General features: G+C 66.3%; 18 protein-coding genes. 5 read left to right on the plus strand and 13 right to left on the minus strand.

Annotated elements, in window-relative coordinates; genetic code table 11:
• Positions 1-28 precede the first annotated feature (28 nt).
• The 9 genes from Q4F19_RS14335 to Q4F19_RS14375 form a co-directional block, all read right to left on the minus strand.
• Positions 29-1,036 (minus strand): aldo/keto reductase, encoded by a 1,008-nt coding sequence (locus tag Q4F19_RS14335; protein WP_303543646.1) that lies wholly within the window; start codon positions 1,034-1,036, stop codon positions 29-31.
• Positions 1,037-1,197: 161 nt separating this feature from the next.
• Positions 1,198-2,367 (minus strand): 4-hydroxybenzoate 3-monooxygenase, encoded by a 1,170-nt coding sequence (gene pobA / locus Q4F19_RS14340; RefSeq protein WP_303543648.1) that lies wholly within the window; start codon positions 2,365-2,367, stop codon positions 1,198-1,200.
• Positions 2,368-2,369: 2 nt separating this feature from the next.
• Positions 2,370-3,317, minus strand: a complete 948-nt coding sequence (locus Q4F19_RS14345; protein WP_303543650.1) for a Gfo/Idh/MocA family oxidoreductase — start codon at positions 3,315-3,317, stop codon at positions 2,370-2,372.
• A 126-nt stretch (positions 3,318-3,443) separates the two neighbouring features.
• Positions 3,444-4,349 (minus strand): class III extradiol dioxygenase subunit beta, encoded by a 906-nt coding sequence (locus Q4F19_RS14350; RefSeq protein WP_303543651.1) that lies wholly within the window; start codon positions 4,347-4,349, stop codon positions 3,444-3,446.
• Between the two features lie 2 nt (positions 4,350-4,351).
• Complete coding sequence (ligA, locus tag Q4F19_RS14355; protein WP_303543653.1) at positions 4,352-4,762, minus strand: protocatechuate 4,5-dioxygenase subunit alpha; 411 nt, start codon at positions 4,760-4,762, stop codon at positions 4,352-4,354.
• A complete protein-coding gene (locus Q4F19_RS14360) occupies positions 4,759-5,814 on the minus strand; it encodes an aromatic ring-hydroxylating dioxygenase subunit alpha (protein WP_303543655.1) in 1,056 nt (351 codons plus the stop codon). The genes ligA and Q4F19_RS14360 overlap by 4 nt, the downstream gene beginning before the upstream one ends.
• A gap of 8 nt (positions 5,815-5,822) precedes the next feature.
• A complete protein-coding gene (locus tag Q4F19_RS14365) occupies positions 5,823-6,848 on the minus strand; it encodes an amidohydrolase family protein (RefSeq protein WP_303543657.1) in 1,026 nt (341 codons plus the stop codon).
• The gene (locus tag Q4F19_RS14370; RefSeq protein WP_303543659.1) at positions 6,845-7,720 is read right to left on the minus strand and encodes an NAD(P)-dependent oxidoreductase; all 876 of its coding nucleotides are present in this window, start codon (positions 7,718-7,720) and stop codon (positions 6,845-6,847) included. Before Q4F19_RS14370 ends, Q4F19_RS14365 begins: the two co-directional genes overlap by 4 nt.
• 54 nt (positions 7,721-7,774) lie before the next feature.
• The gene (locus tag Q4F19_RS14375; protein WP_303543661.1) at positions 7,775-8,989 is read right to left on the minus strand and encodes a LysR family transcriptional regulator; all 1,215 of its coding nucleotides are present in this window, start codon (positions 8,987-8,989) and stop codon (positions 7,775-7,777) included.
• Positions 8,990-9,087: 98 nt separating this feature from the next.
• On the opposite strand from Q4F19_RS14375, the gene ligK reads away from it, so the two are divergent.
• The 5 genes from ligK (at position 9,088) to Q4F19_RS14400 (ending at position 14,291) form a co-directional block, all read left to right on the plus strand.
• Positions 9,088-9,762 carry a 4-carboxy-4-hydroxy-2-oxoadipate aldolase/oxaloacetate decarboxylase gene (ligK, locus tag Q4F19_RS14380; protein WP_303543662.1) on the plus strand — a complete coding sequence of 225 codons (675 nt, stop codon included), beginning with the start codon at positions 9,088-9,090 and terminating at the stop codon, positions 9,760-9,762.
• A 132-nt stretch (positions 9,763-9,894) separates the two neighbouring features.
• On the plus strand, positions 9,895-10,947 hold the full coding sequence (locus Q4F19_RS14385; protein ID WP_303543663.1) for a 4-oxalomesaconate tautomerase: 1,053 nt from the start codon (positions 9,895-9,897) through the stop codon (positions 10,945-10,947).
• Positions 10,944-11,828, plus strand: a complete 885-nt coding sequence (locus tag Q4F19_RS14390; RefSeq protein WP_303543665.1) for an amidohydrolase family protein — start codon at positions 10,944-10,946, stop codon at positions 11,826-11,828. Before Q4F19_RS14385 ends, Q4F19_RS14390 begins: the two co-directional genes overlap by 4 nt.
• A gap of 31 nt (positions 11,829-11,859) precedes the next feature.
• Positions 11,860-13,716, plus strand: a complete 1,857-nt coding sequence (locus Q4F19_RS14395; protein ID WP_303543667.1) for a bifunctional sugar phosphate isomerase/epimerase/4-hydroxyphenylpyruvate dioxygenase family protein — start codon at positions 11,860-11,862, stop codon at positions 13,714-13,716.
• Positions 13,717-13,874: 158 nt separating this feature from the next.
• The gene (locus tag Q4F19_RS14400) at positions 13,875-14,291 is read left to right on the plus strand and encodes a VOC family protein (protein WP_303543668.1); all 417 of its coding nucleotides are present in this window, start codon (positions 13,875-13,877) and stop codon (positions 14,289-14,291) included.
• On the opposite strand, the gene Q4F19_RS14405 is transcribed toward Q4F19_RS14400, so the two are convergent.
• Genes Q4F19_RS14405 through Q4F19_RS14420 form a run of 4 tightly spaced genes read right to left on the minus strand, consistent with a single transcriptional unit; the run spans position 14,251 to position 17,700 of the window.
• Positions 14,251-14,976 (minus strand): FadR/GntR family transcriptional regulator, encoded by a 726-nt coding sequence (locus tag Q4F19_RS14405; protein WP_303543669.1) that lies wholly within the window; start codon positions 14,974-14,976, stop codon positions 14,251-14,253. The two genes, Q4F19_RS14400 and Q4F19_RS14405, sit on opposite strands and share 41 nt — an antisense overlap.
• A gap of 39 nt (positions 14,977-15,015) precedes the next feature.
• Positions 15,016-15,960 carry a ThuA domain-containing protein gene (locus Q4F19_RS14410; RefSeq protein ID WP_303543671.1) on the minus strand — a complete coding sequence of 315 codons (945 nt, stop codon included), beginning with the start codon at positions 15,958-15,960 and terminating at the stop codon, positions 15,016-15,018.
• A 13-nt stretch (positions 15,961-15,973) separates the two neighbouring features.
• A complete protein-coding gene (locus Q4F19_RS14415; protein WP_303543673.1) occupies positions 15,974-17,257 on the minus strand; it encodes an MFS transporter in 1,284 nt (427 codons plus the stop codon).
• Complete coding sequence (locus tag Q4F19_RS14420; RefSeq protein ID WP_303543675.1) at positions 17,254-17,700, minus strand: type II 3-dehydroquinate dehydratase; 447 nt, start codon at positions 17,698-17,700, stop codon at positions 17,254-17,256. Before Q4F19_RS14420 ends, Q4F19_RS14415 begins: the two co-directional genes overlap by 4 nt.
• Between the last annotated feature and the right edge of the window lie 4 nt (positions 17,701-17,704).

The following is a 17,704-nucleotide window of genomic DNA, read 5'->3' on the forward strand; positions in this document are numbered from 1 at the left end:
AAGCTCAGGGCGAACGGATCGCGGGGGGCTAAGCCAGCTCTTCGTCCGGCAGCGTTTCCGTATCCACCTGCGCCTGCGCGAACGCCGCATAACGCGGGCCGCTCATCGCGTTGAACGGGAAGAGCGCGGTCACCGCGTCGATCGCCTCCTGCGGCACCGGCGTCGTCAGCGTGGCCACATCCTCCTCCAGATGCGCGATGCTCTTGGTGCCGGGCAGCGCCACGATCGTCGCGTCCTGCGCGAGCACCCAGCCGATCGCGAGCTGCGCCGGCGCGAGCCCCGCCTCCGCCGCAATCCGGTCGAACGCATCGACCAGCTTCAGATTCTCGCTCAGCTGCGGCTCGACGAAGCGCGGCATGATGTGGCGGACATCGCCTTCGGCATAGGCCGCCGTCCGGATCGCGCCGGCAAGCAACCCGCGCACCACCGGCGAGAAGGCGACCAAAGTCGTCCCCAGTTCGCGGCACGCCGCCAGTACCCCGATCTCGACATTGCGCACCGCAGGCGAATATTCGTTCTGGATCGCCGCGATCGGGTGGACCGCATGCGCCCGCCGCAGCGTCGCCGCCGACATCTCGCTGATCCCGATCGCGCCGATCTTGCCCGCTTCCTTCGCGCGCACGAGCGCCCCGATCGAGTCCTCGATCGGCACCTTCGCATCGAGCCGGTGCAGATAATAGAGATCGATATGGTCGGTGCCGAGCCGCTGGAGCGCGCCCTCCAGCGTTCCCGTGATCGCCTCTGGCCGGCCGTCCAGCCCGCGCTTGCCGTCGAACAGGCCGAGCACGCACTTGCTTGCCAGCGTGAATTCGGAACGGCGGTGCATCACCGCCTTGCCGACGAGCCTCTCATTCTCGCCGTCGCCATAGAGCGCGGCGGTGTCGAGCATCGTCACCCCCAGATCCAGCGCGCGATTGAGCAGCCGGATCGCCTCGTCCTCGGGCGGGAAGGCGCCATAAGCGTGGTTCAGGTTCATGCAGCCGAGGCTGACGGCGGAGACCTGGAAAGGTCCGATTGCGCGGGTGGGGAGGGTCATGGGGTCGCTTTAGAGCAGCGGTTCACCGGATCAAACCGCCCGTTCGCTTCGAGCGAAGATCGAGCCTGTCGAGATCGAAGTCGAGAAGTCGGCGCGAGAGTTCTCGACAGACGCTTCTCGACTTCGCTCGAAGCTGCTCGAACCGAACGGGATGGAATATCCTACAGTGGCAATCCGACGTAGTTTTCCGCGATCGCCGTCTGCATCGCCTGCGAGCCCGCCACATAATCGAGCTCGGCCGCCTGCATGCGGTGCTCGAAAGCGCCGTCCTCGGGAAAGCGGTGCATGAGCTTGGTCAGATACCAGCTGAACCGCTCTGCCTTCCAGATCCGGGCAAGGGCCTTGCCCTGATAGGCCTCCAGCGGGGCGTCGTCGCCCGACGCATAATGGGCGATGAGCGCATCGGACAGATAGGCCACGTCGGACGCGGCGAGGTTGAGCCCCTTCGCGCCGGTGGGCGGTACGATGTGCGCGGAATCGCCGGCCAGGAACAGGCGGCCGTGCCGCATCGTCTCGAACACATAAGAGCGCAAAGGCGCGATCGACATTTCCAGCGCCGGCCCGCGCGTGACGCCGTGGCGGCTCAGCGGATCGAAGCGCGCGGACAATTGGTCCCACAGGCGATCCTCGCTCCAATCCTCGATGCGGTCGGTCAGAGGCACCTGGATATAATAGCGGCTCCGCGCCCTCGAGCGCATCGAGGCGAGCGCGAAGCCGGCGTCGGTGTTGGCGTAGATCAATTCGTCATGGCAGGGCGGCACGTCGGCGAGGATACCAAGCCAGCCGAACGGATATTCCCGCTCATATTCGCGCACCGCCGCCGCCGGAATCGCCTTGCGCGAGGGTCCGTGGAAGCCGTCGCAGCCGGCGATGAAGTCGGCCTCGATCCGCTGCGCCGCTCCATCCTTGACGAAGGTCACGAACGGCGCGGCTCCTTCGATATCGTGGATCGCAAGGTCCTTCGCTTCGTACACGACCGGCAGGTCGCGCGCCTCCGCCGCCTCCATCAAGTCGCGGGTCAGCTCGGTCTGGCCATAGACCGTCACATGCTTGCCGGTCAGAGCAGTGATATCGATCCGAATGAGCCGATCGTTGCTGGCGAGGTTGAAGGCCGCCTCGATCAGCCCTTCGGCGTTCATCCGGCCATCGATGCCGAGCTTGGTCATCAGCCCGGTCGTGACCGTCTCCAGCACGCCCGCGCGGATCCGGCCGAGCACATAATCGGGCGACTGCCGCTCGATCACGATCGCCTCGATGCCATCTGCGCGCAGGAGGTGGCCGAGCAGCAGCCCGGCCGGCCCGGCGCCGATAATGGCGACCTGCGTCTTCATGGTCAGCGGTCGCCTTGAAGCTGCCTCTCCAGATCAGCGAGCACGCGATAGCAGGGCATGACCTTGGCAACGCTCGAATTGGGCTCGCGCCCCTCGCGGATCGCCGACACGAACTCGCGATCCTGCAGCTCGATGCCGTTGTTCGAGACGGTCACGCCAGTCAGGTCGATCGGTTCTTCCTTGCCCGTCACCAGATCGTCGTAGCGCGCGATATAGGTGCCGTTGTCGCAGATGTAGCGGAAGAAGGTGCCGAGCGGGCCATCGTTGTTAAAAGACAGCGAGAGCGTGCAGATCGCGCCGCTCTCGGCCTTCAGCTGGATCGACATGTCCATCGCGATGCCGAGCGTGGGGTGGATCGGCCCCTGCAAGGCGTGCGCGGAGACGATCGGGCCGGCCTGATAGGCAAACAGATCGACCGTATGCGCGGCGTGGTGCCACAGCAGATGATCGGTCCAGCTGCGTGCCTCGCCCTTGGCGTTGATATTCTTGCGGCGGAAGAAATAGGTCTGCACGTCCATCTGCTGGACGGCGATCTCGCCCGCGACGATCTTGTCGTGAACGTACTGGTGGCTCGGATTGAAGCGGCGCGTGTGGCCGACCATGCAGACGAGCCCGGTCTCTTCCTGCAGCGCCAGCACCCGCTCGCCATCTTCGAGATTGTCGCACAGCGGGATCTCGACCTCGACATGCTTGCCGGCTTCCATGCACTGGATGGCTTGCGCGGCGTGCATCTGCGTCGGCGTGGCGAGGATCACCGCGTCGAGCCCAGGCTGCGCCAGCGCCTCGGCGAGATCGGTGCAGGCGTGGCCGATCCCATATTTGGCGGCGACCGCCTTGGTCGGGTCCAGTTCGCGACCGACGACCGAGATCACCTCGACATCGTCGATCAGCTTCAGCGCATCGAGATGCTTTTCACCAAAGGCGCCGGCACCGGCGAGAGCAATTTTCATGGTTCTTCGTCCTTCATTCCCCTCCCTGGAAGGGAGGGGTTAGGGGTGGGTTGGTATGAGGATGGGTGTTCCGCTCCTCACGAGCGAACCCACCCCCGGCCCCTCCCTTCCAGGGAGGGGAGAAGGTCACGCGATCAGGTCCTGCGCTGCCTGCGAATTGCCCTCGATCGTCTCGGTCGGCGGCACCTCGCCGTCGACCGGCTCCAGCACGATATGGCCGACCGCGGTATTGCTCGCGGGCACATGATAATGGCGGTGGAGCATCCGCGTTTCCCGCCCCATCGCGCCGCGCATGATCAGCCACATGACCATCTCGATCCCTTCGGATCCGGTCTCGCGCAGATATTCGATGTGCGGAATGCGGCGGAGCGCATCGCTCGACCCGACCATGCCGTCGAGGAAGCGATTGTCCCATTCCTTGTTGATGAGGCCCGCGCGCGTGCCCTGAAGCTGGTGGCTCATGCCCCCCGTGCCCCAGACCTGGACGTTGAGATCCTCGTCATAACTCGCCACCGCGCGCGCGATCGCCTCGCCCAGCGCCCAGCAGCGATTGCCCGAAGGCGGCGGATAGGTCACGACGTTGACCGCCAGCGGGATCACCCGGCACGGCCATTCGGCGGGCTTCCCGAACATCATCGACAAAGGCACGGTCAGCCCGTGATCGACGTCCATCTCGTTGATGATCGTCATGTCGAATTCGTCGAGGATGCAGCTCTGCGCGATATGCCAGGCCAGATCAGGATGTCCCTTGACCACCGGCACGTTGCGCGGCCCCCAGCCCTCGTCGGCGGGCTGGAACTCCTCCGCGCAGCCGATCGCGAAAGTCGGGATGATCTTCATGTCGAAGGCTGAAGCGTGATCGTTATAGACGAGGATGACGACGTCGGGCTTCACCTCCGCCTCCCACGCCTTCGTCCATTCGTAACCGGCGAAGGCGGGCTGCCAATAGGCCTCGGCCGTCTTGTCGAGATCAGAGGCGACGCCCAGCGCCGGGATATGGCTTGAGGCGACGCCGGCGGTGATCCGCGCCATGGTCAATTCTTCCCTTTGATCGAGCGGACGCCCTCGGGCGATCGGCCGCCGGCGATCATCATCGCTGTATAATCTTCCAGGCTCATCCCGCTCATCGTGCTGACCGCCTGGAGGAAGCTCTGGCCGTCGGTCGAGAAGATCTTCGACAGGAAATAGATGTTGCCGCCGAGATCGAGCAGCTTGGTGTAATCGCGATCGAGCACGGCCTGCTTCTGCTCGTCGGTCAGCTTCCAGTCGGCAAGGTAAGCGCGCTCGTCGGCCTTCCAATGCTCGCGATTTTCGGCCTTCATCAGGCTCATCGCGAACTGGTTGAGCTGATAGCCCTGGCGCGCGCGCCTGGCGGTGAAGACGCGCGTGCCCGGGATATCGTCGAATTCGGCGAGGTAAGCGTGGATGTCGCGATCTTGCGTCATGCGGCGATGCTTTCGTTGGAAGGCGCGCGCGGCCCGCCCTGGATATCGCGCTCGATCACCCGGCGTGCGCGGACGCCGCCCCCGTCGATCGCATAAGCGCGCAGCTTGAGATCGGGATTGGCGAGGATCGAGCGCTGCTGCGCCTCGAGGATCTCGATATCCTCGGCGAACACCCCACCCTGCTGACGCTTGAAGCGCGCGGTGAAGCCCTGATCGGATATGTCGAAATTGCGCGCCATGCCCCAGAAATAATGGCAGCTCGTCCCGGTCTCGGGCGTCATGCTGTCGATGACGAAACCGCGCACGCCCTGCCGGTCATGGTCGGCAAGCGTCGCGCCTGCCCCCACCGGCGCCACGCCGACATCGATGATCACCGAGGACGGCGCGACGAAATGGCAGACCTGCCAGCGATCCACCGGCCCATCCTGCTTCAGCGCGCCGCGCCAGAAGGGCGGCGCATCCACTCCGGGCATCCAGCGGCTGACCGTCACCGCCTCGCCCTCGCTCGCGGTCTCGATCGGCGCTTCCATCAGCTCGGGCTGGCCGATCGACCCCGCATGGACATGCGTCTCGTGGGTGAGGTCCATGAGATTGTCGATGAGCAGGCGATAATCGCAGCCTACTCGATCATGGCCGCCGTCGAACGTCCAGCCTTCGGCCGAACAGGGCCAGAAATCGGGAATGAGCGCCGGATCGGCCTTCGCCTTGTCGCCCACCCACAGCCACACGAAGCGATGCTTCTCGGCGATCGCATAGGTCTCCACGCAGATCGCGGTGTTGAGCCGCTCGGTCTTGAGCGGCATTTCCTCCGCGACGCCGTCGGGCCCGATCTTCAGGCCATGATAGCGGCAGCGGATGCTGTCGCCCTCGCGGATCCCCATCGACAGCGGCAGCAGCCGATGCGGGCAGGCGTCGCGCATCGCGATCACGCGGCGATCGAGCGTCCGGTAGAGCAGGATCGGCACGCGGCAGATCGTGCGCGCGACGGGCGCGCGATCGACCTCGGCATCCCATGCCGCCACATACCAGCGATCGACCATCCAGCTGGACATGGCGCCGCCTACAGCCCCCGCGCCACGAGCTTGGCGTCGAGCCGCGGGAAGACGCGCCGGGCATTGCCCTCGAAGATGGCATGCTTCTCGGCATCGCCGATCGCCAGCGCATCGATATAGCGCTTGGTGTCGTCGAAATAGAAGCCGGTCGTCGGATCGATGCCGCGCACCGCACCGACCATCTCGGAGCCGAACAGGATATTCTTGGTCTCGATGACGTCGGCGAGCAGGTTGATTCCCGGCTGGTGATAGACGCAGGTGTCGAAGAACACGTTGTTCATGAGATGCGTCGCGAGATCGGGCTGCTTGAGCATGTCCGCGAGGCCCCGATAGCGGCCCCAATGATAGGGCACCGCGCCGCCGCCATGCGGGATGATGAACCGCAGCGTCGGGAAATCCCTGAACAGATCGCCCTGCAGCAATTGCATGAAGGCGATCGTGTCGGCGGCGATGTAATAGGCTCCCGTCGCGTGCATCGCCGGATTGCAGCTGCCCGAGACGTGGATCATCGCCGGCACGTCCAGCTCGACCATCTTCTCGTAAAAGGGATACCAGGAGCGATCGGTCAGCGGCGGATGCGCGAAATGGCCGCCGCCCGGATCGGGATTGAGATTGCAGCCAATGAAGTCGCGCTCGGTGACGCAGCGCTCCAGCTCCTCGATCGAGCCCTGCAGATCGGCCTTCGGCGATTGCGGCAGCATGCAGACGCCAACGAAGATCTCGGGATAGAGATCGACGACGCGCGCGATCAGGTCGTTCGAATGGCGCGCCCACGTCTTGGCGACGCTTTCATCGCCGATATGCGGCCCCATCGTCGACGCGCGGGGTGAGAAAATCGTCATGTCCGCGCCGCGCTCCTTCAGGAGCTTCAGCTGGTTGGTCTCGATTGTCTCGCGGATCTCGTCGTCCGAGATGGGAGGGTAAGCCGGCGCGGGCTGCTGCGCCTTGAACGAGGCCACCTGCGCCTCGCGCCACGCATCGTGCTGCGGCGGTGCGGTCGTGTAATGGCCGTGGCAATCGATGATCAAGGTCATGCGGCTTCGTCCCGTCGTTCCTGCAGGATCGCCGCGATCTTCGCGTCGAGCGATCCCTCTCCCGTCAAACCCAGAAGGCCGATCGCGCGCTGGCGCTCGACCGTGCCGCGCGTCATCGCAGAGCCCGTGCCGAGCCCGTCGAGCGTCTTGACGACCTCCTCCATCTCCTCGGCGCGGCGAATCCCGTGGACCATCATCCGCTCGAGATTGTAATCTGCCTTCTCCAGCCAGTCGGTGCCCGGCCAGCTCGCGTTGAGCGCGCCGAACACCTCGTCGCGAAGTCCGGCTTGGGTCGCCGCCAGCACACATTCGGCGGTCAACGCCTCAAGCCCCTTCACCATCACCGAGCGGATCATCTTGGTCGCCGAGGCCGCGCCCACGCCGCCGGGCAGAACCCGCAGCCGCGTGAACCCCGCCGCGCGCAGTGCCGCCGCGCCTGCTTCGGCATGAGTCCCGCTCAGCAGCAAGGGCACGTCGCGGCGTGCCGGATGGACCGGCGCCATCACCGCCACATCGACATAGCGCCCGCCCGCCGCCTCGATCAGCCCCGCCGCCGCGCGCTTGGTATCGGGCGCGACCGAATTCATGTCGCAATAGAGCGCCCCGGTCTGGATCTCGGACGCGCTCTCGCGGGCGGCGGGCAGCGCTTGGTCGGCCGTCACCAGAGACAGGATCAGGTCAACCGAGCCAACCGCGTCAGCATTATCGGAGAAGGGCACCGCGCCGAGGCGGCGATAGTCGGCGAGCTTAGCCCCGCGCGTCGCACCCGGCGCAGTCTTGCGGTCATAGGCGCCGAACGGAATCGTCATGCCCTCGGCAAAGGCCAAAGCGGCCTCGCCGAAGCCGATGAAATTCAGGTCCGTTCTTTCCATGGAGCCGATGGCTAACCAGCCGCCTGAAGCCCGGCCAATCGGAATGGCGTCGAGCTATTCTTTTTCCTGAAGTCTGGTTGCCTCTGCCGCCTCGCGCAACAAGCCGAGGAAGCGTTGCTGAACCCCGGTCGGCCGCCAGCCCTCGCGCGTCGTCACCCCGATCGCCCGGCCACCTTCGGGCAGCGGCGGACCGATCTGGCGCAACACGCCGCCCGCAATCTCCATCGCCACCTGCTCGGGCGAAAGCAGGGTCAGCAGGTCGCTTTCGCGCAGCACTCCGCGGATGACCATCACTGATCCGCATTCGATCGGCGCCGAAGGCGGCGGAGCGTCCGCAAACAGATCGTTCCAATGCTGGCGCAGCGGCGTCTCGGCATGGCCGATGATCCAGCCATAGCGCGCATAATCGATCAGCGTGGGGTTCTGCACCGTGCCGAGCGGATGCTCCGCACGGCCGACGACGACGAGGCGATCCTCGAACAGATAATCCTGGTGAAGGCCCGGCGGCGGCGGATCGCGCAAAGCGCCGACCATCAGATCGATCGTCCCGTCGCGCAGCGGATCAGTCAGCTCGCGCCACGATCCCTCGCGTATGTCGATCGCCGCCCGCGGCTCGGCGCGGACAAGCGAGGCGATCGCGGTCGGCAACAGCAAAGCGCGCGACAGCGGCATCGCGCCGATCGTGATCCGGCTGCCGACGCCCGGATCGGGCGACACCTCTCCGATCGCCGCCGCAATCTCGGTCGCGGCCAGGCGCACGCCGCGCGCGAGCTTACGCCCCGCCGTCGTCACGACCAGCCCCCGCCCCGATCGCTCGGCGAGCGGCACGCCGCACAATTGCTCCAGATCGCGCACCGCGCGGTGCAGCGCCGGCTGGGTGATCCCGGTGCGCACGGCCGCGGCGGCGAAGCTGCCCGCCTCGACGAGGCTGAGAAAGGCATGGAGCTGCGTGCCCGTCATCAGCAGATCCGGCCGCGCGAAGCCCCGGCCGCCGCCGCGCAACCCGCTGCGGGTTGCTTCCGCGAGATGATCCAGCGCGGCACCCGCCCGCTCGGCCATGAGCAGGCCCGCCTCGGTCGGGCGGACGCCGTCGGCGCGACGATCGAACAGCGTCGTACCCAGCTGCCGCTCGATCTTGGCGAGGCCCTGCGTCAGCGCCGGTTGCGACAGGCTGACCGCCTGCGCGGCGGCGCTCATGCTGCCCTGCGCGACGATCGCGGCGAGCGCGCGCAGGTGGCGCAGGTTGAGATCGAACGGCTTCAGCGACACGACATGGACTTAGCAAAATCTTATAGGGCGGGTCCAATTGTGATTGGAGCGCGTCCGGCCCACGCGCCAAGCGTCCGCACAGACCGAGGAGAGTGAGCATGGCGGGACGCGTCGTCCAGAACATCCAGCGCGCCGATGCCAGCGTGATCGACGGGCTGGCGCATGCCGGCGTCGCGACGGTGCACGAAGCGCAGGGACGCATTGGTCTGCTCGCCCCCTATATGCGCCCGATCTATCCCGGCGCGCGCATCGCGGGTTCCGCCGTCACCATCTCGTCGCCCCCGGGCGACAATTGGATGGTCCATGTGGCGATCGAGCAATTGCAGGCCGGCGACATCCTCGTCCTCGCGCCCACTTCGCCCTGCTTCGACGGCTATTTCGGCGATCTGCTCGCGACGTCGGCGCAGGCGCGGGGCTGCCGCGGCCTCGTCATCGATGCCGGCTGTCGCGACGTGCGCGATCTGACCCAGATGAACTTCCCCGTCTGGTCGCGCGCCGTCTATGCGCAGGGCACGATCAAGGGGACCCTGGGCTCGGTCAACGTCCCGATCGTCTGCGCCAATGCCGCGATCGAGGCGGGCGACGTGATCGTCGCCGACGATGACGGCGTCTGCGTCGTTAAGCGCGCCGATGCCGCGGACGTGCTGAAGAAGTCGCAGGCGCGCGAGGCGCTCGAGGAGACCAAGCGCCAGCGCCTCGCCGCGGGCGAACTCGGCCTCGACATTTACGACATGCGGGGGCGTCTCACCGAAATGGGGCTGACGTATGAATAATATCCTCCCCGGCACGGGGAGGGGGACCATGCGTAGCATGGTAGAGGGGGCTCACTACGACCGCTGCGCTCAGCCGAACGCCCCCTCCGTCATCGCTTCGCGATGCCACCTCCCCGTACCGGGGAGGATGAGATGACCTCCGCACCCTGCATGTGGATGCGCGGCGGCACCTCGAAGGGCGGCTTCTTCCTCGCCGCCGATCTTCCCGCCGAAACGGAGGCGCGCGACGCCTTCCTGCTCCGCGCGATGGGCTCGCCCGATCCGCGCCAGATAGATGGGATGGGCGGCGGCGATCCACTGACCTCCAAGGTGGCGGTCGTCTCGAAGTCGGAGCGCAAGGGCGTCGATGTCGACTATCTGTTCCTGCAGGTCTTCGTCGATCAGGCGATCGTCACCGACGCGCAGAATTGCGGCAACATGCTCGCGGGCGTCGGCCCGTTCGCAATCGAGCGCAGCCTCGTCGCGGCAACCGGCGACGAGACGAAGGTCGCGATCTTCATGGTCAATACCAGTCAGGTCGCGGTGGCAACCTGCCGCACACCGGGCGGGCTCCCCACCTACGAGGGCGAAGCGCGGATCGACGGCGCGCCCGGCACCGCCTCGCCCGTGCCGCTCGAATTTCGCGACACGGCGGGCTCTTCGTGCGGCGCGCTCCTGCCGACGGGCCGTCCGGTCGACATGATCGACGGCGTCGCCTGCACCCTGATCGACAATGGCATGCCCTGCGTCGTGTTCAAGGCGACGGATGTCGGCGCGACGGGCTATGAGGATCGCGACACGCTCGACAGCTGGACCTCGCTCAAGACGCGGATCGAGGCGATCCGGCTGAAGGCCGGGCCGATGATGAACCTGGGCGACGTTAAGGACAAATCGGTGCCCAAGATGATGCTGGTCGCGCCGCCTGCGCAGGGCGGCGCGGTGACCGTGCGCAGCTTCATCCCGCACCGCGCGCATGCCACGATCGGCGTGCTCGGAGCGGTCAGTGTCGCCACCGCCTGCCTCGTCGAGGGATCGCCGGCCGCCGAGGTCGCGGTCATTCCCGAAGGTAGCCCTAAGACATTGTCGGTCGAGCATCCGACGGGCGAGATGAGTTGCGTGTTGACGCTGGACGCGAAGGGGCAGGTTGCGACCTCGGCCCTGCTGCGCACCGCGCGCAAATTGATGGACGGGACGATCTTCGCATGAGCACCGACGAACAGGGCCGGGTCCGCAGCTGGACGCTGACGCCGTCCAAACCGGCTTTTGTGCCGCCCCCCGGCGCGGTCGACGCGCACTGCCACGTCTTCGGCCCCGCTGCCGACTTCCCGTTCAGCGCGAAGGCCAAATATCAGCCGCAGGACGCGACGCCCGAAATGCTGTTCGCCTTGCGCGACCGGCTCGGCTTCGCGCGCAACGTCATCGTCCAGGCGAGCTGTCACGGCACCGACAATGCGGCCACGCTCAACGGCATCGCCAAATCGAACGCGCTCGCGCGCGGCGTCGCGGTTGCCGATCCGGCGATTTCGGATGAGGAACTGGACGCGCTCCACGCGGGCGGCATCCGCGGCATCCGCTTCAATTTCCTCAAGCGGCTCGTCGACGACGCGCCCAAGGACAAGTTCCTCGAGGTCGCCCAGCGTATCCGGCGGCTCGGCTGGCATGTCGTCATCTATTTCGAGGCGGACATCCTCGACGAGATGAAACCCTTCATCGCCGCCCTCCCCGTGCCCGTCGTGATCGATCATATGGGCCGCCCCGACGTGACGCAGGGCCCGGACGGCGCCGACATGACCGCCTTCCGCGCCCTGCTCGACAGCCGCGACGACATCTGGGTCAAGGTTACCTGCCCCGACCGCCTCGATCCGAAGGGCGAGCCCTATGACGATTTCGTCGCGGCGGTGCGCCCGCTGGTCGAAGCCTATCCGGATCGCGTCCTGTGGGGCACCGATTGGCCGCATCCGAACATGGAAACGCGCATTCCCGACGATGGCGGCCTCGTCGATGTCATCCCGCGCATCGCCGTCACTGAAGAGCTCCAGCGCAAGCTGCTGGTCGATAATCCCATGCGCCTCTACTGGTCGGACTGACCATCGTGCTCGGCGTTCTCAAAGGCTCCCCATGATCGACGCGATCGCCACCGTATCGCTGAGCGGTACGCTCGAAGACAAGCTGCGCGCCGCCGCCTCGGCGGGGTTCAAGGCGGTCGAGATCTTCGACACCGATTTCCTCGCCTCCGACCTTACCGCCCATCAGGTCCGCGCGCTGCTGGACGAGCTGGGGCTTGCCTGCGTCCTCTATCAGCCGTTTCGCGATCTGGAGGGGATGCCCGCGCCCCAGCGCATGCGCGCCTTCCAGCGGATCGAACAGAAATTCCAGGTGATGCAAATTCTGGGCTGCGACCGGATCCTGCTCTGCACGAACTGCTCGCCCCTCGCCTCGCCCGACGAGGACCGGATCGTCGCCGATCTGCGCGAGCTTGGCGATCTCGCCGCGCGCTACGGCGTCATCGTCGGCTACGAAGCGCTCGCCTGGGCGCGGCACATCTTCGATCATCGCGATGCGTGGCGGATCGTCGAGATGGTCGATCATCCGAATATTGGCATATTGCTCGACAGCTTCCATTCGCTCTCGCGCGGCATTCCGGTGGAAAGCCTGCGCCAGATCGACCCCGCCAAGATCGTGTTCGTCCAGCTCGCCGACGCGCCGATCCTGTCGATGGACCTGCTCTACTGGAGCCGCCACTTCCGCAACCTGCCCGGCCAGGGCGGGTTCGACCTGACCGGCTATGTCGGCGAGCTGTTCCGGATCGGCTATGACGGCCCGCTGAGCCTGGAGATCTTCAACGATCGCTTCCGCGCCAATTCGGCCAAGATGGTCGCGCAGGATGGCCTCCGCTCGCTGACCGCAATCCGCGACGCGGCCGCGCGATCGATCGGCGCGCCGACGACGATGCCGCCGCCCGCGGTGATCAGCCATGTCGAGTTCGTCGAATTCGCGGTGGACGAAGGAGATCGGCTCGGCCTGGAGGCGATGCTGCGCTCGGCCGGCTTCGCGCCCGCCGGATCGCATCGCAGCAAGGCGGTGGATCTGTGGCGCGGCGGCGCGGCGCGCTTCGTGCTCAATTACGAGCAGGAGGGCTTCGCGCACGCCTATCGCACCACGCACGGCACCTCGATCTGCGCGATCGGGCTGGCGGTTTCGGACCAGGCGGCGACGGTCGCGCGCGCACGGGCACTGGGCATATCCGAACATGGCAGCGACATACCGGCGATGCCCGCGTTGCGCGGCGTGGCAGGAAGCCTCGTCTATATCCTCGACGCGGCCAACACGGGCGCGATCTGGGACGAGGAATTCGATGCGGTGGACGAAGGTGGCAGCGCCCCCGACGTGGGGATCGCCGCGATCGATCATCTCGCCGCGGTGGTCCACAACGACGAATTCCTGTCGTGGCAGCTCTACTGGCGCACTTTGTTCGACGTGCGCGTGCAGCTGCCGCAGGACGTGATCGACCCCAACGGGCTTGTGCAGAGTCAGGCGATCCAGAATCCGGCGGGCACGTTCCGCATCACGCTCAACAGCACCGATGCGCGCGGGGCCTTGTCGGCGCGCTTCCTCAGCCATTCGTTCGGCGCGGGCTTCCAGCATATCGCGCTGGCGGTGGGCGACATGCACGCGGCGGCTGAGGCGCTGGAGGCGCGCGGCCTCGCGCGGCTGCCCGTACCGGAAAATTACCAGGACGATGCGGAGATGCGCTTCGCGCTCTCGCCCGAGGAGAGCGCGGCGGCGCGGCGGCTGGACATCATGCTCGACGAGGATCCCGAGGGCGGGCGCTATCGCCAGCTCTACGGGCGCGCCTTCGCGCGGACCTTCTTCTTCGAATATGTCGAGCGGGCCGGCTATGACGGCTATGGCGCGCCCAATGCGCCGATCCGGCTGGCGGCACAGAGCCGGTTCCGCCCGGTCGCGGAGGATTGAGGGATCATCCTCCCCTGAAAGGGGAGGTGGCATCGCGTAGCGATGACGGAGGGGTGGCCGCTGGCGCCGGACGAAAGTTCACCGCACGTGGCCACCCCTCCACCATCCTTCGGATGGTCCCCCTCCCCTTTCGGGGGAGGATGAAGGAGAGGAACAAGATGCGCGTAGTCCGGCTCGGCCACGTCAATATCCGCACTCCGGCGTTCGACGAGACGATCGCCTTTTACGAGACGTGCCTCGGCCTACGCGCGGGACCGGCCGTGTCTTCGGTCGCGCGGCCGCAGAATGTGTGGCTGCACAATGAGGCGGGCGATCCGATCATCCACGTCAACGGACCGATGGGGGACGAAGCGGTCTATCCCGAGGGAGCGGGCAGCCGGCTCGACCATTTCGCGCTGGATTGCACCGGGCTCGACGCGTGCATCGCGCGACTGGAGGCCAATGGCGTGCCCTTCCAGCGCATCCGCCTCGAAGCGCGGGGCATGAGCCAGCTCAACCTGTTCGATCCCAATGGGCTCAAGGTGGAGCTGACCTTCAGCGATCGAGATGAAGGTCTGCCAGCCCGCGCTGGATGATCCGCCGCGTCGAGGCGCGCGCCGCGACGGGATCGGCCTGCTCGATCGCCTCCAGCAGCAGCCGGTGATCCTCGGTGGAATCGCGATGCGCGGCCTCGCGCCGCTTGGCGCGCGCGACATAGCCGACCGACGCGCTGATCGAGGAGGTCAGCTGGCCCATCAGCTCGTTGCCGGCGGCCGAGATCAGCGCCTCGTGGAAGCGGCGATCGGCCTCTTCGGCGGCCTCGCTGTCGGGCTCGTGCTGCTGCATGTCGGCGAGTGCCGCGTGCATCCGCGCGAGATCCTGATCGGAGCGATGCTCGGCGGCGAGCTCGGCCAGGCGCGGCTCGATCGCGAGGCGCAGCTCGAACAATTCGCCGAGGAATTCCGGGGCAGGATCGTTTTCGAGGATCCAGCCGAGCACGTCGGGATCGAGCAGATTCCAGCGCGCGCGCGGGCAGACGCGCGTGCCGGTCTTGGGGCGGCTCTCGACCAGCCCCTTGGCCATCAGGGTACGGATCGCCTCGCGATAGGCGGCGCGCGAGACGCCGAGTGCCTCGCTCGCGCTGTTTTCGCCCATCAGCGTCTCACCCGGCCGATAGCCGCCGGTGACGATCGCGACGGCAATCTCGCGGGCGACGGCCGTGTGCAGCCGCTCGTGGCTGGGCAGGCCGTGAAACTTCTTGCCGCCGGTCTGCACGTTCATGGCCTTTGGGTAGGTCGGCCCGGGAAACGTGTCGAGCGGCTATTTCACCGGCAAGGGATGCGGCCGCACCGGATAATCGGTGACGTGCGCGGCCCATTTGATCGCTTCGAGGAACATATTCTGCTGACGCGGATCGTCCCACGAGGCGTCCGAATGGCCGAGCCCAGAGTAGAAGACGCGGCCCGTGCCGTAGCTCTTGATCCAGGCGACCGGGAAATCCTTGTCGGTGCGGTGGACGTTGGGGCTCGTCATGTCGACCGAGCTGGTGTCGATCCGGGCGAGCACGTCGACCTTGGCGCGATCATAGGGGGCGAGCATCTGATAATGCTCGTCCTTGACGATCGGGCTCTTCAGATAGAGCTTCATCTCGGGTGCATCGGGCCGTTCGACGATGATCTTCGCGTCCGAAATGCCCCAGGGGTGATTGTCGAAATAGCCGCCGATCATCTCGCCATATTCGGGCCATTTCGACGCGGTCGCGGTCGCGGTGTGGATGCCGACGAAGCCCTTGCCGTCGTCATGCACGAAGCTCAGCAGATCCGCCTTCTGCCTGTCGGTGAGATCGAGATCGCCGTTGGTGTAGAAGACGATCGCGTCGAAATCCTTCAGGTTGCGGCCCTTCGCCTGACGCCGCCCGCCTTTCGCATAATCGCCCGTGCCCCACACCTCGTCCTTCGTCACCCATTCGGTATCGGTGCGGATGTAGAGGACGATGCCGGCGGCGCGGGTGATGCGCTCGAGCGTCGCCATCGCATGGCTGACCGCGTCGTGCGCATTCTGGTTGCCGGTGTGGAGATCGGCGACGAGCAGGACGCGCTTCTTGCCTGCATAGGGATCCTCGTAACCGAGCATGCGCCGGCCGGGCGCATAGGTGCCGGGCAGCGGCGCGGCACCCTGCGGCGCGGGCGCCTGCGCGCTCGCCATCCCGCCGCCCAGGGCCGCGAGGCCGGCCAAAGCCGCCCGCATCGTCGATCCGATCCGCATCGCGTCCGCTCCCTTATGCCGGCTGTTCGTCGAGCGTCAGGCGCTCCACCGGTCCGATGATGAAGATGTAAGAGGCGGCGCCGACGAGCGCGACCGCGCCAATATAGAAGAGCGCGCCGTGGAACGAGCCGCTCGCCTGAACGACGACCCCGATCACGATCGGCGTGACGATCCCGGCGATATTGGCGCACAGATTGAAGATGCCGGAGGTCAGGCCGATGTGCGTCTTGGGCGCGACATCCGAGATGAGCGTCCAGCCGAGATTGCAGATGCCCTGTCCGAAGGTCGCGACCGACATGACGAGGATCAGCAGCGTATTGTCCTCGATGAAGCTCAGCGATAGGATCGTCGAGATCAGCAGCAGCCCCGCCACGATCGGCGCTTTGCGGCCGATCGTGGGCGATCCGGTGCGGCGGATCAGCCAGTCCGAGACCACGCCACCGAGCAGCACGCCCGCCGAGGCGGTGATATAGGGCAAGGCGACGAAGAAACCCGACTTGACGAAATCCATGTGGCGTTCGGTCGCGAGATAGGTCGGGAACCAGGTGATCAGGAAGACGAGCGCCGAATTGCTGCAGAATTGGCCGATCGAGGCGCCGAGGATCTGCCGCTTGGCGAACAGCCGCCCCATGTCGCTCCACGAGAAGCGGATCGCGGCCTTGGTCTCGAGCCCGCCGCCCGCCGCGATATGCGCGCGCTCGGCCTCGTTGATCCGCCTCGCGTGGGTCGGATCGCGATAGATGGCATACCAGAACAGGCCGTAGGCGATGCCGATCGCGCCGACGAGGACGAACAAGGAGCGCCAGCCCCAGTTGGCGACGATCCAGAACAGGATCGGGCTCATGAAGGCGAGGCCGAAATATTGGCCGATCGAATAGACGCCGGTCGCGCGCGCGCGCTCGGTCTGCGGGAACCAGCTCGCGAGGATGCGGCTGTTGCAGGGGTAACAGGGCGCCTCGGCGACACCGAGGCCGAAGCGCAACGCAATCAAAGTGCCGATATTGTTCGCGAAGCCGTGCAGCAATGTGAAGGCCGACCAGAAGGTCAGCGAGAGCGCATAGGTGAGCCGCGTGCCGAGGCGATCGAGCAGCAGGCCGCCCGGAATTTGCGAAGCGGCATAGGTCCAGGAGAAGGCCGAGAAGATCAGGCCGAGCATCGCCGGCGAGATGCCGAGCTCCTCGGTCATCGGCTTGGCGGCGACGCTCATCACCGCCCGATCGAGATAGTTGAGCATCGTCGCGCCCGTGACGAGCGCGAGGATCGTGAAGCGCACCTTCGTGGCGCGGCTCGCGATCATGGCTGCGATCGCAGGCGGATGATGTGACGGATGGCGAGCCCGTAGCCGTCGATGCCGAGGCCGCTGATGATGCCCGTCACCGCCTGCGTCATGATCGATTTGGAGCGCCACTCCGCTTCGCGCCGATGGATGTTCGAGATATGGACCTCCACGATCGGGCAGTCGCACATCTTGAGCGCATCGAGGATCGGATAGCCGGCATAGGTGAAGGCGGCGGGATTGAAGACGATGCCCGCAGCACCCAGCCGCGCCGCATGGAAGAAATGGACCATCTCATGTTCGGCATCGGTCTGGTGGAAGACGATATCGAAGCCCGCCGGCTCGGCGATCGCGCGGCATTCGCGCTCGAGATCGGCGAGCGTCGCGGTGCCGTAGATATGCGGCTCGCGCTGACCGAGGAGCCCGAGATTGGGGCCGTTCAGGACGTGGATCGTACCGGGCATGATA

Origin of the sequence: Sphingomonas natans, from assembly GCF_030546695.1 — a bacterium.
Lineage (GTDB): Bacteria > Pseudomonadota > Alphaproteobacteria > Sphingomonadales > Sphingomonadaceae > Sphingomonas_I > Sphingomonas_I natans.

Excerpts from the sequence above, each read along its gene's own strand:
- Q4F19_RS14335 (WP_303543646.1), bottom strand. The coding sequence starts at position 1,036 with ATGACCCTCCCCACCCGCGCAATCGGACCTTTCCAGGTCTCCGCCGTC.
- pobA (WP_303543648.1), bottom strand. The coding sequence starts at position 2,367 with ATGAAGACGCAGGTCGCCATTATCGGCGCCGGGCCGGCCGGGCTGCTG.
- Q4F19_RS14345 (WP_303543650.1), bottom strand. The coding sequence starts at position 3,317 with ATGAAAATTGCTCTCGCCGGTGCCGGCGCCTTTGGTGAAAAGCATCTC.
- Q4F19_RS14350 (WP_303543651.1), bottom strand. The coding sequence starts at position 4,349 with ATGGCGCGGATCACCGCCGGCGTCGCCTCAAGCCATATCCCGGCGCTG.
- ligA (WP_303543653.1), bottom strand. The coding sequence starts at position 4,762 with ATGACGCAAGATCGCGACATCCACGCTTACCTCGCCGAATTCGACGAT.
- Q4F19_RS14360 (WP_303543655.1), bottom strand. The coding sequence starts at position 5,814 with ATGTCCAGCTGGATGGTCGATCGCTGGTATGTGGCGGCATGGGATGCC.
- Q4F19_RS14365 (WP_303543657.1), bottom strand. The coding sequence starts at position 6,848 with ATGACCTTGATCATCGATTGCCACGGCCATTACACGACCGCACCGCCG.
- Q4F19_RS14370 (WP_303543659.1), bottom strand. The coding sequence starts at position 7,720 with ATGGAAAGAACGGACCTGAATTTCATCGGCTTCGGCGAGGCCGCTTTG.
- ligK (WP_303543662.1), top strand. The coding sequence starts at position 9,088 with ATGGCGGGACGCGTCGTCCAGAACATCCAGCGCGCCGATGCCAGCGTG.
- Q4F19_RS14385 (WP_303543663.1), top strand. The coding sequence starts at position 9,895 with ATGACCTCCGCACCCTGCATGTGGATGCGCGGCGGCACCTCGAAGGGC.
- Q4F19_RS14390 (WP_303543665.1), top strand. The coding sequence starts at position 10,944 with ATGAGCACCGACGAACAGGGCCGGGTCCGCAGCTGGACGCTGACGCCG.
- Q4F19_RS14395 (WP_303543667.1), top strand. The coding sequence starts at position 11,860 with ATGATCGACGCGATCGCCACCGTATCGCTGAGCGGTACGCTCGAAGAC.
- Q4F19_RS14400 (WP_303543668.1), top strand. The coding sequence starts at position 13,875 with ATGCGCGTAGTCCGGCTCGGCCACGTCAATATCCGCACTCCGGCGTTC.
- Q4F19_RS14405 (WP_303543669.1), bottom strand. The coding sequence starts at position 14,976 with ATGAACGTGCAGACCGGCGGCAAGAAGTTTCACGGCCTGCCCAGCCAC.
- Q4F19_RS14410 (WP_303543671.1), bottom strand. The coding sequence starts at position 15,960 with ATGCGGATCGGATCGACGATGCGGGCGGCTTTGGCCGGCCTCGCGGCC.
- Q4F19_RS14415 (WP_303543673.1), bottom strand. The coding sequence starts at position 17,257 with ATGATCGCGAGCCGCGCCACGAAGGTGCGCTTCACGATCCTCGCGCTC.
- Q4F19_RS14420 (WP_303543675.1), bottom strand. The coding sequence starts at position 17,700 with ATGCCCGGTACGATCCACGTCCTGAACGGCCCCAATCTCGGGCTCCTC.